We start from the raw sequence: 15673 nt of genomic DNA on the forward strand, positions 1-15673 counted from the left end.
ATTCATAAAGGTGGATAAAAATACATTACGATGAAATCTTTTGTAACAAACCTATTGTTTATAAGCTTGGGGTTGACCATGCTTTATGGACAAGAACAGATTAAAGAAGGAAGCGATTTTGATCATATAGATGACTATAGACCTAAGATCTTTCAGTTAAAAGAAACTAATGAGCGTGTAGATAGTTTAGAAGAGTATTTTAAGAGTTATCAGCTTTTAGATTTTAATTTTGAAGAAGTATACCATCATGTTAAAAGAGATAATTATATATCAGAGTTCCTACTAGCTGCAGAAAACTGGAAATATGAAATTAGTTTACAATCTAATGATATAAGAAGTCCCGAGTATGTAGAAAGTATTAATGGAGAGATTATAAATCAAACAGATGAGGCAAACAATACTCAATCAAATACATATAAAGGAGTAGCAGATAAAAACAGAAATAATATTGTAAGAGTAACTATCACTAAAGATAATTTTTGGGGATATATTTATAATCAAGAAAAGGAGGATTGGTTGTTTTTTGAATCAACACGACATTTTCTTAAAGATGATGAAGCAAGAAATTATTTGTTAGTATATCATCTAAAAGATATGAGAGAAAATGCATTTGGAGAATGTCAAGAGTTGATAGCTGATATAAGTGATAGAGAAGAAATTAATATTGGAGGGCAAACATTTTCATCAAAAGGCGGTACTTCTATTTGTACACCAAAATATTTAGAAATTGCTACAGATGCAGATTATGAACATTATCAATACTATAGAAATATTGGTGGGTCTAATCCAGAGATTTTATCCTTACTAAATCAAACAGAAGGGATCTTTTCTATTTATTTTAATATTCTTTTTAGTGTAACAGGGCAAAATGTACAAACTTCAAACATGGATCCTTATACATCAATTATTGCTGAAGATCGTTTAATAGAATTTAGGGTTAATAGTCCCTCAGTTTTTTCTGGAATTAACAGAGATATAAGCATGTTATTTACAGGGTTAACTCGCATGAAAGATGATAATGGAAGTTTGTCTGTAGCTGGAATTGCTTACGTCGGCACCACTTGTAGATACCCTACATATGCCTGTACGGTTATCGGAAGAACAGCTGGTGCATATATGACCATCGCACATGAAATAGGGCATCTACTAAATATGCCGCATCCGTTTGAAGTTTCAGGGAATACAGAATGTGGTACAACTCCAGGAATTATGTGCTACGGTACTAGAGGATATTTTTTTAATGCTTCTAGTATTTCGAAAACACAAAATCACCTTGCTTCATATGGTAATTGTTTAAATAATATTAATTCATCGACGGTAGGAAATGATTGGGAAATGACTTGGACTAATGAAAGAAACAAAAGAAGATTAGGAGGATGGTATTTTAATAATGGAGATCATAAACTAGTAGGTGATTTTGATGGAGATACCGATGAAGAACTACTTTTTATGAGTAGTACAACCTGGTCTGGTATGGAAGATTATTCTTGTGATACGGGAACAGATTGGTACGATATGTGGAATAATCACGGAAGCAGATGGATAGGATCCTGGTATATGAATGAAGGAGATCGCCATTATACAGGAGATTTTGATGGAGATGGAATTACAGATTTATTGTCTATTTCTGTTAGTAATGCATGGGCTACATTACAAGGATTTAATGCAGCTACCAATTCTTGGTATTATAAATGGAGCAATTTTGGCAGCTTTAATATTTCTACATGGCATATAAGATCTTCTGATCAATTTCAGATAGGAGATTTTGATGGGGATGGAAAAGATGAATTGTTAGGATTCTCTTATAATTGGTCAAGCTTATTTGATTTTGAAGGAGGTACTTTTAGTCAAAGATGGACAAATAGTGGCAGCGGAAGAATTGGAGGTGTAGATGCTAATTATGATAATAGGTATACACCTGGGAGATTTACCGTTACGAATGCAGATGAACTTTTAACTTGGGTTAATACTTGGGTAACAGTACTGAGATTTGATACTAATACTTCGCAATGGAATTGGATATGGAGTCAATATGGAGATTCAAAATTTGCAAATATGCAGATATTACCTTTAAACAATCAACAAAAAATTTTGATAGGTAACTTTGATCAGGATGCTACGGATGAGGTTTTAAATATTAATAATACTTGGTCTGCAACCGCAGATTATAATGGCACCAATTTTCAACAAAATTGGAATAATTCAGGAACAGGAAGGTTAGATAATTGGTACTTAAATGGAGTTCAAAATGATTATTTAACTGTAAAAGCAACACCACATAATGAAAAACATATACTGGCTTTAAAGTATTACGAAATATTTGATTTCTTTTATTATGAAAAATATCCAGAATTGTCTAGTATGTATCGCAGCAATGAATTACATAACAAACAGAATATAGGAGATCCTTTAAATACTAATAGTGTAGATGTCTTGAGTTCGTATGAGATAACTTTATTTCCTAATCCTACATCTGATAAAATTCAAGTAAAAATAGAGTCAGAGAATGATAAATTGAATGGACTTCGGATAGAATTGTTTGATTTAAAAGGAACCAAACTGATTTCTGAAATAATCACTCAAAAACATTATAAAATAAATGTAAAACCCTACCCAAGCGGAGTATATATGCTTAAAATCTCTGATACGAATGGTTTTCGAAAAACTCATAAAGTATTAATTACAGATCATTAAACTATTTTCACTATAAATCTTGAAAGCAATATATGGAATCGAGTATTCCTATTTTGTTTTCAAGATTTTCTCGTTTTTCTAAAATAAATTAGGATTATAATTCCGATAATCACCAGTAAAATAGCTATCCATAAAAAACTGCTTAAATGATTAGAAAAGGGTATTGGAGCGTTATTGCCAATAAGTATCAAAGAACCCCAATAAAAAGGAGATAATTCACTTCCATCATGAGAATTAATGTATTGTAGTTTGGCGTTTCGTAAGGCAGAAGATTTAGAAAGTCCTTGATCAATGTTTTTATAAAAATTAATCATAAGTTCTTGATTAGCTTTATCATTTACAGACCATAATGAAGATACGACACTATTAGTTCCCGAAAGAAAAAAACCTCTTGCTAAACTCATAACACCTTCTCCTTTATTAAGTTCTCCTAAAGAAGTTTTACATGCACTTAATACAACCATTTCCGATTGGTTCTTGGTGGCATAAATCTCTTGCAATGTGATTTTTTGATTCCTAAATGCAATCCATGGACTTGTATGATGGTCGATATCAGCATGTGTTGATAAATGTATGATACGATATTGATCTATACTATCCAGCACATTGGTTTTAGTTCCTTGTTCCTCTAACAATACGTCACCAGATAATATGTCCGTGATTGTGGTTATTTCCTTTTTACTATGAACCAAAGATCCCAAGTTTTCTATCTTAAAATCTACAGGTGCGACTCCAAGAAAATCCAATGGCGCATTTCTTTCTTTTTGATCATTTTGGTCCAGATAACTCATGGAGTATGCATATCGTACCTCAACATCTTTAATTAAATAACTATGATCCTTATCAGAAGTAATAAGTGTTTCAAAAGAGAGTTGCTGTAATGCATAATCAGGAATAATAGTGATATTTTTTCCTTTTAGAATAGAGAAAACAGATGAGGGGATTAGTTTTTGAAAAATTTGATAGGCTGTTTTGTGATATGCTTTTAATTCTTCCCCATTCTTAAACCAGTTCGTAACTTGTTTGTTTAAAAGAGTAATATCTTGCGATAATTCGTTCACCCTTGGGATTTTAAAAAATAACTGTTGATCTCTACTGTGAAAAATTCCATATCCTTCATCTTCACTTAAAATATATTGTAATACAACTTCTTGATCTGAAATGAATTGAGATGTAAAACTGTCGTAGGGTAGTACTTTTATTTTCTGTTTGTTAATGGCATAATCAGGATATAGGAGATGAAGTGAATCTACAAATACTTCATAATTCTTTTTATGGTTATAAATTTCTTTTTTAGTCTTTTGCAGAGCATCTTCGGATGTATCGGTAAGAGTATTCAATCTATTTTCGGATAAATAGATGTTTTGTTTTAATAAAAACTCTCTATTGGCTAAGTCTTCAGGTAGTTTGGTGTTCTCTTTAGCTTGTTCGTTCGTAATATCTTCAAGCAGTAAGATCGCTTTATTTTTTTCCATAAAATAATACCCGTCTTTATGATTATTAAGCAGAAAAGAGGCTGCTACCGCATTTAGATACAAAGCGGAAGCCCGTTCTCTCCAGTATAATTTTGATCTGTATTCCGAACTTTCAAAACGAATAATATCCACTAATTGATCTGCTATTTTAAAGGTTTTGATAGCTTGATATAAGTGATCTTTATTTTGATCATGGTGATAATATTGAATCCAAGCATTAGCCTTTTGGATAAGATGACTCAAGGTGTAGTACTTATTAGATAATAATACCAGGTCTTCGATTTCTATGCTATCTTTATAATCATGTGGTTCGTTTGGATCAATATTGTACTGAATCGCTTTTTGATATGATTCTAAAGCTTTTGTAAACTCCTTTTTGGCGATGTATAGATCTCCCATATTTTCCATCGCAGGAGTATAGTTAGAATTATATTGATTAGATAGTTTTAGGTGAAATTTGGAGCTGTCTAATTGTTTTAGTTTTAGAAATGCCAATCCTAAACTATTATGAGTAGAAGCTCTGTTTATAGAATCTAAAAGTGATAAACCTTTTAAAGCTTGAGAAAATTTGACAATAGATTTTCTGTATTCTTTTATTTTTAAAAGTCTATTACCTTCTATTTGAAACATTCTAGTTTTTTGGTTAGAAGTATTATAAGAAACTAAGTTTAATAAGGAATCAGCTTTTTGCAAATAAGATCTAATTTGTTCTGAATATGGTTTGAATCCCATTGACGAATAGATATCTGCTTTGAGCAAATATAATTCAACTCTTTTTTTATAGTATTGCGGTGAGTTGAGACACATTTCAATAGCTTTTTCTGTGGTGTTTAAAGCTTTGTGATAATCTCCTATTTTTCTATAAATCTCTGAGAGTTCAGAATATGCACTTATTTTTTTTGGGAGTTGTCCTATCTCTGATAATCTAACGAAATAGTCAATGGCTGCAAAACAGTTATTAACTCTAGAGTTAAAAAGACCGAGATTGAATAAAGTTTTATCTAAGGATTTTGATGACTTAACCTGTAGACTATCTTTTATTTCAAGTGACTTTTTTGTAAACACAATAGCTTTTTTTAAGGCTTTCTCATTATTAAGTGTTTTTCGTTTTTTAAAAAGAAAAACTCCATAAGCATGATAGGCATCGGCTATATCAAAAGTGTAGTTATTGTTTTTAACTCTAAAGAATGAGTCTAACTTCTTTTCTTTTGTTTGTGGATTGGCGTGAGAGTTTAAAATTTTTAAAAACTCTTTGTTATCTTTTTGAGAATAAACTGTATAGGAAGCATGAATGCTAATAAGAAAGAAAAAAAGTGTAATTTTCATACTTTAAAAGTATGAAAATTACACTTTTTGTTGTTAAGAGAAAATACATTTGATTTCTTACGGTTATATAAATCGATCTTTAGAAATGATGTTTTTATAACTATTCCCTTATCACAACTCTTCCTTGATGAATATGATTTTCTAACCTGTATATGTTATACGCACCGCGCAATACATCTTGATGTAGCTCTAGAGAAGTGATTTCTTTGTCGTATAATTTCCCAGCAGAAGCAGTTATGTACGCAGCAGAAAAAGAAGTTCCTATAGGATTAATAGAAAGGTTTGATTCTTTGTTCATAATATAGAAATAGCCGTCTATAGGAGCAGCGATATCAATAGTCTCTGATCCGTAGTTTGATGAATTTATAGAAATGAAATCAAGTATATCTGGCATTTGTACCTCTTCAGGTGCATCAAGCTCATAACCTGCAACTCCCAAAAGATTTTCTATAGCATATCCCGAAGGGAAATGAGGGATCTCTTCGTCAACGTTTACACCTAAATTACCTGCGGAGGTAATGAATAAAACATTACTTTCCATTAGTTTAATGATCTGTTTTAAGATCTTCTGATTCTTTAAACCATACCAACCAAAACTCATATTAACGATATCTATATTGTTTAATTTAGAAAGATAATTCAAGCTACAAACGATATCATAATAACTACCTCTCCCTTCTTGGTCAAAAGCTTTTACTGATAACAACTGATGTGGGATATTGTTTGAGGTAAGTTCTGAGTTAATGATTTTGGCAACCATGGTACCATGCCCGTTATCATCTCTCATATCGTTATCGTGATTAACATAATCCCAACCTGAAATTCCGAATCTATTGTTAAAAATGTTTCTTGTACTATAAAGAATAGGACTGTCAAAATAGTCATAATCAATACCTGTATCTACAATAGCAATATTTACATAATCAGAATTGGTAGCAGGAATTATTTTGTTTTCTAAGATGCTACTGTAATTACCTGATAGTGTTTTATCCGCTATATCAATGTAAAATTGATAATCAAAAATAGCTCTTGGATCTACTTCTACTTCTTCATCTCCTGAATTATTTTCATGATTAGTTACCAAATTTTCTACTAGATGTTTTATTCCTGGAAAATTGGAATAAGTAGTATCTATTGTCCATAATTCAGGGCCTTCAGGATCGCAATCACAAACCTCCTTATTAAGTATTTTGAAATCATATGATTGTTCAATTTGTAGACGAAGTAACTTTTTATCAACTTCGTTTAAGTTCGGATTTGTAAATTTTACAACAACTTGATCTTTCATAATATCGGGTATTACTGAGTTGTAAGAGTTACTTTTTTCATACGCTTTATTAAGTTCAGCACTCTCAATCATGCTTTCCTCATCAACAGAACATCCCCATATTCCTAGTAATGAAAGACAGATTAATTTTAATGTTACAATACTTTTTTTCATGATAATTGATTAGTTTTTTAGGTGAGCAGTACTCATAAAAATACCTGTAGCACTGCACTTTTAAATTGGTATCCATTCATCCGATTCAAAAACCTTCGAAATGTTACCCTAAAAATTGGAATAATTAAATTTTTATATCAAAAATTATTTTTCATTGTGATTTTGATATGATGGTTTTGTGTTTAATTGTATGATAATTAATGGATTGCTGTTTTGTAATGATAATTTGTTCTTGGAGTTATAATTGAAACTATATAAGAAATCAAAAGAAGTTAACCCTAAAAAAAATAGGTATATCCCCCTGATGAAGTTTTACGAATTATCTTATGTTTGTGATCTTCATAATCTGAAGTAATTAAATAGCACCTATAATTACGCAAGAAATCACATGGCTACTCAGAAACAAGATGACTATTTATTGCAAAGCCTTATTGATGGTGATGACAAGGGTATAAAAGAGATCTACAAGAAAGTTTATCCTAAGGTTAGGAACTATATCCTCAGTCATGACGGATCAGAAGACGATGCTAAGGATATTATGCAAAAGTCATTACTACAATTACTAGCCAGAGCGCAGGCTGCAGATTTTAAAATTACATCGAGTTTTGATGGTTATTTTGTGACCATTGCCAAGAACTTATGGAGAAGGGCAGCAAAAATGTCAAAATCTCGGGTAACAAATGAAGGTGTTTTGGATCTTGTACATGAAGAACGAGAAATAGCTTTAGCAGCTTATGAACAAGAAAAATGGGAGCTATTTCAGGAAAAACTATCAGAAATATCACAGAACTGTAGAGAAGTTTTAACTTTTTTCTTTAATAAAGTGCCTTATGTCGATATTGCTAAGAAACTAGGGTATGCAACGGAGAATACAGTAAGACAGCGTATTTTTAAGTGTAAGTCAAAATTAAAAGAAGCGATATATTCTGATAAACGTTATAATGAATTAAAAGAGTTGTAAAAGATTATGGAACAGGATATAGAGAGATATCTTAATAATGAAATGACCCAAGAAGAGGTAGCTGCTTTTCTAAATAAAATAGATACGGATCCAGAGGCAAAAAAGTTGCTCAGTCTTTATCAAGAAATGCATATTGTTTATGATCAGAATGATTGGGAATTATCAGATAAAAAAACTACAAATCAAAAGGTTCAACAATACGAACAGTTTTTAAGAAGTGATAAAGGAAAAGAAATAGCCAGTAGTATTAAATCAGCAGAACAATCGTATTTTAATGAGAAACCTTTTAGGTTAACAAAAATTTTAAAGTATGTAGCGGTTGCAGCAATATTTATAGCGGGATTATTTTTGGTTGTTGAATACAATCAAGGGACTAATACCGAACAATTATATGCGACTTATAAGAATTGGGATGAGCTGCCATCATTAACGCTAAGAGATCAAAATTCTGATTTAACGGAGATAGAACAGCAATTTAGAGCAGAAAATTATGAAGAGTCTTTGCTGTTACTAAATACTTATGTTTTGAATAATGATCAAGATGTAAATCCACAGTTACTTATATACAAGGGAATATCTCAATTAGAGTTACATAAAAATGCAGCTGCAATTGATACTTTTACTGAATTATTAGAGAGTAACACCTTGGATGCGGATAAAGCCCATTGGTATTTAGCACTATGTTATCTGAAGAATCAAGATTTGGAAAAAGCCAAAACCGAGTTAGCACTTCTGTTAGAGAAACCTACCAATTTTAAAAATAAAGAGGCAAAAGAATTATTATCTTCACTAAATTGACATGGTTTTTGTATGTTCTACTTTTTTGTTTAACACCTTACTGTAGAAAGGGTGTTATATTTCGTCGTTTTTCTAAGCATTTAAACGATGTTTCTTGTCTGATTTAATAGATAATTCAATTTTTTAGACATTGATCTTTAATTTTCTTTAAAATTAATTGGATCGATGAAAGGGATAGTCAATAGTGTGCTTCTTGTCAATAGCGATAAAACTCATAATTTTTTAAATCAGTACCGTTTACTGAAATATTGTGCGCTTGGAAATATCATTAAAGTTTCTAATGGTAATGAGGCAATTGATTATTTGACAAAAGCTAAAAAAGACCTTTCGTTAAAACCAGATTTAATTATCCTGAATTGTGATTTGGCAATGATGAATAGATCAGAATTTTTCTCACACTTTTCTAATTTAGGACCTAGGATTACAAGAGGAATTAAAATAATAATTCTACATGAGACTTTACCTCAACAAGACTTAAAGAAGATATGTAAGTATAGAAATGTAGTAGGTGCCATAAAAAAACCCTTAAGTCCATCTAAAATTGATGAACTCTTTCATAAGTACTTTTTAATCGATATCAATAATCAAGATATATCTTAATTTTTCTCCGCTACATCTAAAAAGATTATGATTCTTTTGATAGTGAATCATTCATAATAACGATATCGTCTGGAAACGAATAATTTTTTGTCCTAAAAGAAATATTGTTTGTAAGTCCTATAAATAGTACCGGATTTCAGTCTAGATTTTCCCAAAATTGGATCAATAGTTTATAAAAATTACATTTGTTATATAGCTTAACTCATACACTATGCAAACGGCAAAGACTATTTCCTTTTTTAAAATTATTAAATGGACAGGATTCCACATACTTTGGTTACTTATTTTTTCTGGAGGAGTAGCGGCTTTGTATTATTTTAAGATTATAGAAGTAAGTATGCCTTGGTTGCCAATATCTGTTATTGGTACTGCAGTAGCTTTTTATGTAGGTTTTAAAAACAATCAGTCGTATGATCGAATGTGGGAAGCACGGAAGATTTGGGGCGGCATTGTAAATGATAGTAGAACCTGGGGGATGTACGTAGATGGTTTTGTTACCAATTTGTTCTCTAATACAGAGGTATCCGAAAAGAAAATTCACCAGATTAAAAAACGCTTAATTTATAGACATATAGCATGGTTGTATGCGCATAGAAGTCAATTATTGGTTCCTACACCTTGGGAACACGTTAGTCAAGGAGGTCCTGTTGCCCGAAAAGCAAGATATTACCAGAAAAAATTCGGAATAGGCTTAGTCGATGATGAATATACACGAACAGAATTAAAGAACTTTTTGCCAGAAGACGAGCATGATCGATTGGTAGCCAATGTAAATACAGCTACACAAATTATTAATGAGCAGTCTCAAGATTTACAAGAGCTTAGAGCGCAAGGGCTGATCGAAGATTTTCGTCATATGAGGATGGCAGAGTTATTGAGAAGCTTTTATGCTTTACAAGGCAAGAACGAGCGTATTAAAAAATTTCCACTTCCCAGGCAGTATGCAAATATGAGCAGAATTTTTGTGTGGATTTTTATTTTCCTACTACCATTTAGTATGATACCAGAGTTAATGAAATTAGGAGAAACGGGGTTTTGGTTATCCGTACCCATTACATCATTGATAGGATGGGTATATGTAATGATGGAATTAGTAGGTGATTACTCCGAAAATCCATTTCAGGGAATGGCGAATGATATTCCTATGTTATCGCTTTGTCGAGTAATAGAAATTGACCTTAGAGAAATGTTAGGAGAAAAAGATTTACCACCTGGCGTTAAAATCAAGAACAATATTTTAATGTAAAAGAGAAGATAATTTGTAAGCAAAAGGCGATCTAAGAGTAGATCACCTTGCTTATAGATGTACTATCTGCTTATCGCATAGCGACTAGCGGTAGGAAGGTTTGCTAACAATCTCTTCAATCTTTTTATAGAAATAAATTAGAAATTTTACTTCTAGGTATTTCAACAGCATAACTGCCTGAGTAGATTGGACAAATAACACAATCATCAAAATAAAATTTCACTGTATTTTGATTGATTACAAAATTATTCTTGTACTGTTGAAAAGTATCTAGGTCTAATTGCCAGCATTCTTCATATTGTGGTTCTGATTTTTTATACTTAGTCAATGTTTTATTTACTGCATCCAACATGTCTATTTCAGATCCATTCTTGAAAATGTTGTTGTAATTGATGAATTCAGCTTTTTTAGGATCAAAATTTAATGCTTTAAACATGTAAGACGATTGGTTATCATCGATATAGTGATTTGCTTTGTATAACAGAATACTAAAAATATTCTCCTGAGAATAAATTTTATAATTAATTAATCTTTTTTGCCGTTCAGAAGAATTATAACCAAGATCACATTGCAACTTTGTTTCATTCAAAGTGTTTTTTACAGAAACATTAGTGGATAAATAATTATTGGATATAAAATCATTAAATTTTTTGAAAGATGGGTTGGATGAAATATTTAAATAAGGATACTTATAATCAATAATGTAGTTTTTTTCCTTTTTATAAAAGGATTTGGTTATTATTATATCTTCTTCTGTTTTTGGATCACCTTTTAAGTCTCCAAAAATACTTGCAGTATTGATTTGCTCATTTGTTTGATTACTTGTCACGTTTTCTCCCGATAAAGTAGATTTTTCCTTTTTGCAAGACCCTACAAAAAGCAACAATACAAGTGATAATGATAAGGTGAAATAGGATCTTGTTGTCATAATATTAGATTTAATGAAGGTTTAATTGATAAATATTGACCGCAAAATTCTATACTTTTTTACATTTAATATTATTTATATTAATTATAATATTCATAATAAAAAATTATAATTAACTCATCTCTTATTTGTTCAGGTTTTTTCGTTAACAATTTTTTACATATTTCTTAAAGATTTATGAGTTCAAGTATTTGTTTTTCAAGTATTTATTAGATTTTTGAAAGCTCTAATGGTTTAACATTTTGGACAGTTGTTTTGTTAAACAAAGTATAATGAAAATTTTCATAAAAAATATTTATTAATTAGATAATAAATATAAATAATAATTAATGAAACAAAACTAGTAATTTAGAACAAAAAGGTTGGTTAATTAAAAGAAAGTAATATGAAAATCAGAGTTTTAATTTATGTCGGGCTTATTGTTTTTTTATCTAATTGCGCGGTAATAAGACCCGGAGAAGCAGGTGTTAAACAAACACTTGGAAAATTATCAAATAATGTTTCTACTCAGGGAACGATGTTCTACAATCCTTTAGTTAGTAGGGTAATAAAAGAATCTACTCAAACAAATAATATCAAGTTGATTTTAAATCTTCCTAGTAAAGAAGGATTGAGTGTTAATTCCGAGATTTCTATTCTTTATAGGTTAGAGCAGAACAAAATACCAAGTGTATTAGAAAACTTGGGAAGAGATTATGAATCCATTATAACAAGTGTATTTAGATCAGCTTCTTCGGATGTCTGTGCGAAATTTTTTGCTAAGGATATGCATTCTGGAATGCGAGCGAATATAGAAGAAGAGATCAAAGTGAAAATGAAAGAAAACCTGGAAAAACAGGCGGATGGTATTGAGCTTATTGCAGTGCTTATGAAAAGCATCCAGTTACCTAGAGGTTTGGCAAATTCTATAGAAAGAAAATTACAAGCTGAGCAAGATGCCATGCGAATGAAATTTGTAATCGACCAGGCAAAACTAGAAGCTGATAGGAAAATCATTGATGCAAAAGGAGAAAGAGATGCTCAAAAAATACTAGCAGAAGGTCTTACAAAAGAAATTATACGAATCCGTAGTATCGAAGCTTTTAACAAACTTTCAGAATCTCCGAATAGCAAAGTGATTATTACAGATGGTAAAGCACCTTTTCTTATAGCAGGAGATGATTAATCAAGAGTTTAACTTAAAAACAAATGATCATGGAATTATTAAATAAAGCATCAGAATTTATAAAAAGAAGTATGGCTAATATGAGCACAAGTGATAGGGTAGTAGCATCCAGAGAAGCCAAGGCGATTGTATTATCAATTAATGAAGTGTATAAAAAAACAAAAGATCCAGAGTTAATGGATATTATGAAGTCTGTAACTAACAAAAAACGTAAAATCGATAGAAGATTACGAGGTATGTTAGGGTAGTTGTTTGATTAGTTTATGGAATAGGAAACTTTAAAAGGAAAAAATATGGAAGTAATTTTTGAATATCATAACGCAAGAAGTAGTGGTTACTTGTCATCCATGGCAACTAAAAAACTGAAAAGATTAATTAAAAAATATCCTTTTGTGGTAAAAAGCTATGTGTTTTTTAAGGAAGAGCTTAGTCTTAAAGAAAAGGGACAAGGATATATATGTGGAATTCGTCTTAGTGGTCCTGGTCCATTATTATATGCTTCTTCGCATAATAGTGATCTCTTAAGTGCTTTGAATGAGACGATAAAAAGTTTAAAAACTCAACTCAATAAGCGTAAAGCGCTCTTATATAATAATTAACGATAGTAATGTTGTTTTCATTGATTGTTTAGTTGTTGCCCATTCTAAAGGCTGTTCTTTTCCCGTATGAACAGCCTTTTTTACAAAAGATCTCTAAGAAGATACTAACAGATAGATTAGTAATCGGTGTATATAATGGAAAACAAAAAGGCGATCTATTTTTAGATCACCTTTTTAAACTAAATGTATAATATATTACTTGTCTAATGCCATTTCTGGTTCTTTGGCAGTACTAGCTTCAAATTGATTACTAGTATTTTTAGCTCCTCCTGCTTTTAGTGCATTGTCACCAGCAAAGAATGTTTTGTGATCATCACCAAGATCTGAACCTGCCATACGTTGGTGTTTTACACAAGAAACTCCTTTTCTGATTTCCTGACGCTGAACAGAACCTACATATGCTAACATTCCTTTATCACCAAAATAACCTTCTACTAAGTCATTCATATGTAGTGCAGTAGTGTGATATGTTGGCAATGTGATCAAGTGGTGGAATACTCCTGCTTCTCTAGATGCATCTGCCTGGAAATTTCTGATCATTTCATCTGCTCTATTCGATAATTCGGTACCGTCATATTTAGCATCCATAAGCTCTTCGCGATTATATGTTGAAGTATCTTCTCCAGCTTCTACCATAAGATCATAAGCCTGCTGACGGAAATTAATTGTCCAGTTAAATGATGGAGAATTGTTATATACTAATTTAGCATTTGGTACTTGCTCTTTTACACGGTTTACCATATGAGCAATTTGTTTTACATTAGGCGTAGGTGTTTCGATCCATAATAAATCAGCACCATTTTCTAAACTAGTTACACAGTCTAATACAACACGATCGATATTAGATCCTTCTTTAAACTTGTATAATCCATTAGGTAATCTCACAGGTCTAACTAATTTTCCATCGCGTTTGAAAAGAACATCGTTTTCATTTACCTCATCAATACGAACTTCCTCAGCTTCTACAAAATCCATATACTGAGAAGCTAAATCACCTTCTTCTTTAGAAACTGGTAATTTTTGAGTTAAACCAGCACCTTCAGAATCTGTTCTTGCTACGATGATACCATCATCAACTCCTAATTCTAAGAATGCATACCTAAGAGCATTCAACTTTGCAATAAAATCTTCGTGTGGTACAGTTACTTTACCATCTTGATGTCCACATTGTTTTGCATCAGAAACCTGATTTTCTATCTGAAGTGCGCATGCACCAGCTTCTATCATTCTTTTTGCTAACAAATAAGTAGCTTCTTCGTTTCCAAAACCAGCATCAATATCAGCAATAATTGGCACTACATGTGTTTCGAAATTATCAATTTGATCTTGTACATCTTCACCTGCATCCAAACGACGGAAAAGATCATTAAGCTCTACCGCATCAGCCTGGCGTAAAAATGTATAAATCTCTTCGATTAGATTTGGTACAGCTGTTTTTTCATGCATTGACTGATCTGGTAAAGGTCCTAATTCAGAACGTAAAGCCGCAACCATCCAACCAGAAAGGTAAAGGTACGTTTTGTCGGTAGTTCCTTTATGCTTTTTTACCGCGATCATTTTTTGCTGTGCTACAAAACCATGCCAGCAACCTAGTGATTGAGTATAATTAACACTATTTGCATCGTATGCTGCCATATCCTTACGCATGATGGAAGCCGTATATTTTGCGATGTCTAATCCAGTTTTAAATCTATTTTGTACCGCAATTCTCGCTGCATTTTCTGGTTTAATGGTTGCCCAAGTGTTTCCGTATTTAGCTTTTAATGCTCGTACTGTATCAAGTGCCGAATTATAAGTAGTCATAATTTTGTATTTAAATTTTATTTCAAGGATTTACTTTTTATGCTTTAGTGGTTTTTTCTGAATTGTAATCAATCGTATTGTTGACCGCCCAGTTAGTGACTAGTGTCTTAGTTTTTGCTTTTGATTTCATCTTTATAATCTTTAGTGTTCATTAATAATCCGAATTCCAATTGCTACTTACAGGCTTCAACCAGATTCATTTTTCTGTAATATTATTTTCTAAGTGTTTTAGTAAATTAATTACAGGACAATATTAGAAAAAAGTTTTTTATAAAAAAAGCGAACGTTCGCTAAAATGATTAAAAAATGTAAAAATAAGATTTTCGCAAAGTGGTTTATATATAAATTTAAAATCTAAGTGCCAGCACTGTTTTTTGTTTATAAAAATCTGATAATTAGATATTTGACATGTTTCTAATTGCTCTTAGAATAGTGCAGAAAATTCGTTGTTAGTAACTGAATTATTTTTAGAAAAAAATAAATTAAAATAGAATTATTTTTCTGTTTTGAGCAGTTTTGAACTGTTTTTGGAAAGTGAAAACGTCAAAAAGAGTGAATCAAAATCTATACAAATGATAAAATCTGATCAAAAATTGAACGTAAAAAGAGGAAGTTGTAGCGGTTTTACGATTGGATT

12 protein-coding genes are annotated in these 15673 nt (G+C 31.3%); 8 read left to right on the forward strand and 4 right to left on the reverse strand.

Annotated elements, in window-relative coordinates:
- The first annotated feature begins 30 nt into the window (after positions 1-30).
- On the forward strand, positions 31-2694 hold the full coding sequence (locus Q1A73_RS12455; RefSeq protein WP_299605999.1) for a T9SS type A sorting domain-containing protein: 2664 nt from the start codon (positions 31-33) through the stop codon (positions 2692-2694).
- Positions 2695-2753: 59 nt separating this feature from the next.
- On the opposite strand, the gene Q1A73_RS12460 is transcribed toward Q1A73_RS12455, so the two are convergent.
- Both Q1A73_RS12460 and Q1A73_RS12465 read right to left on the reverse strand, forming a co-directional pair.
- Entirely contained in the window at positions 2754-5495 is a 2742-nt protein-coding gene (locus tag Q1A73_RS12460; protein WP_299606002.1) for a CHAT domain-containing protein, read from the reverse strand.
- 100 nt (positions 5496-5595) lie between these two features.
- Positions 5596-6936: a S8 family serine peptidase gene (locus Q1A73_RS12465; RefSeq protein WP_299606005.1), complete on the reverse strand. Its 1341-nt coding sequence runs from the start codon at positions 6934-6936 to the stop codon at positions 5596-5598.
- A gap of 388 nt (positions 6937-7324) precedes the next feature.
- Here Q1A73_RS12465 and Q1A73_RS12470 point away from each other — a divergent pair, with 388 nt between their 5' ends.
- The 4 genes from Q1A73_RS12470 (at position 7325) to Q1A73_RS12485 (ending at position 10541) form a co-directional block, all read left to right on the forward strand.
- Positions 7325-7897, forward strand: coding sequence for a sigma-70 family RNA polymerase sigma factor (locus Q1A73_RS12470; RefSeq protein WP_299606007.1), 573 nt, complete (start codon positions 7325-7327; stop codon positions 7895-7897).
- A gap of 6 nt (positions 7898-7903) precedes the next feature.
- Positions 7904-8695: a tetratricopeptide repeat protein gene (locus Q1A73_RS12475; RefSeq protein WP_299606009.1), complete on the forward strand. Its 792-nt coding sequence runs from the start codon at positions 7904-7906 to the stop codon at positions 8693-8695.
- Between the two features lie 165 nt (positions 8696-8860).
- On the forward strand, positions 8861-9295 hold the full coding sequence (locus Q1A73_RS12480; protein WP_299606012.1) for a hypothetical protein: 435 nt from the start codon (positions 8861-8863) through the stop codon (positions 9293-9295).
- 211 nt (positions 9296-9506) lie between these two features.
- Entirely contained in the window at positions 9507-10541 is a 1035-nt protein-coding gene (locus Q1A73_RS12485) for a bestrophin family ion channel (protein WP_299606015.1), read from the forward strand.
- Positions 10542-10665: 124 nt separating this feature from the next.
- Here the strand turns inward: Q1A73_RS12485 and Q1A73_RS12490 are convergent, their stop codons facing one another.
- The gene (locus Q1A73_RS12490; RefSeq protein WP_299606018.1) at positions 10666-11469 is read right to left on the reverse strand and encodes a DUF3298 domain-containing protein; all 804 of its coding nucleotides are present in this window, start codon (positions 11467-11469) and stop codon (positions 10666-10668) included.
- A gap of 385 nt (positions 11470-11854) precedes the next feature.
- Between Q1A73_RS12490 and Q1A73_RS12495 the strand changes: the two genes are divergently transcribed.
- From Q1A73_RS12495 to Q1A73_RS12505, 3 genes are read left to right on the forward strand one after another with little or no spacing between them, the layout of a single operon-like run.
- Positions 11855-12634: a prohibitin family protein gene (locus Q1A73_RS12495; protein WP_299606020.1), complete on the forward strand. Its 780-nt coding sequence runs from the start codon at positions 11855-11857 to the stop codon at positions 12632-12634.
- Between the two features lie 29 nt (positions 12635-12663).
- Positions 12664-12882, forward strand: a complete 219-nt coding sequence (locus Q1A73_RS12500) for a hypothetical protein (RefSeq protein WP_299606022.1) — start codon at positions 12664-12666, stop codon at positions 12880-12882.
- Between the two features lie 45 nt (positions 12883-12927).
- Complete coding sequence (locus tag Q1A73_RS12505; RefSeq protein ID WP_299606023.1) at positions 12928-13233, forward strand: HPF/RaiA family ribosome-associated protein; 306 nt, start codon at positions 12928-12930, stop codon at positions 13231-13233.
- A gap of 195 nt (positions 13234-13428) precedes the next feature.
- Here the strand turns inward: Q1A73_RS12505 and Q1A73_RS12510 are convergent, their stop codons facing one another.
- A complete protein-coding gene (locus tag Q1A73_RS12510; RefSeq protein ID WP_299606026.1) occupies positions 13429-15036 on the reverse strand; it encodes an isocitrate lyase in 1608 nt (535 codons plus the stop codon).
- Between the last annotated feature and the right edge of the window lie 637 nt (positions 15037-15673).

The sequence above is a fragment of the uncultured Aquimarina sp. genome (assembly GCF_947492115.1).
GTDB lineage: Bacteria > Bacteroidota > Bacteroidia > Flavobacteriales > Flavobacteriaceae > Aquimarina.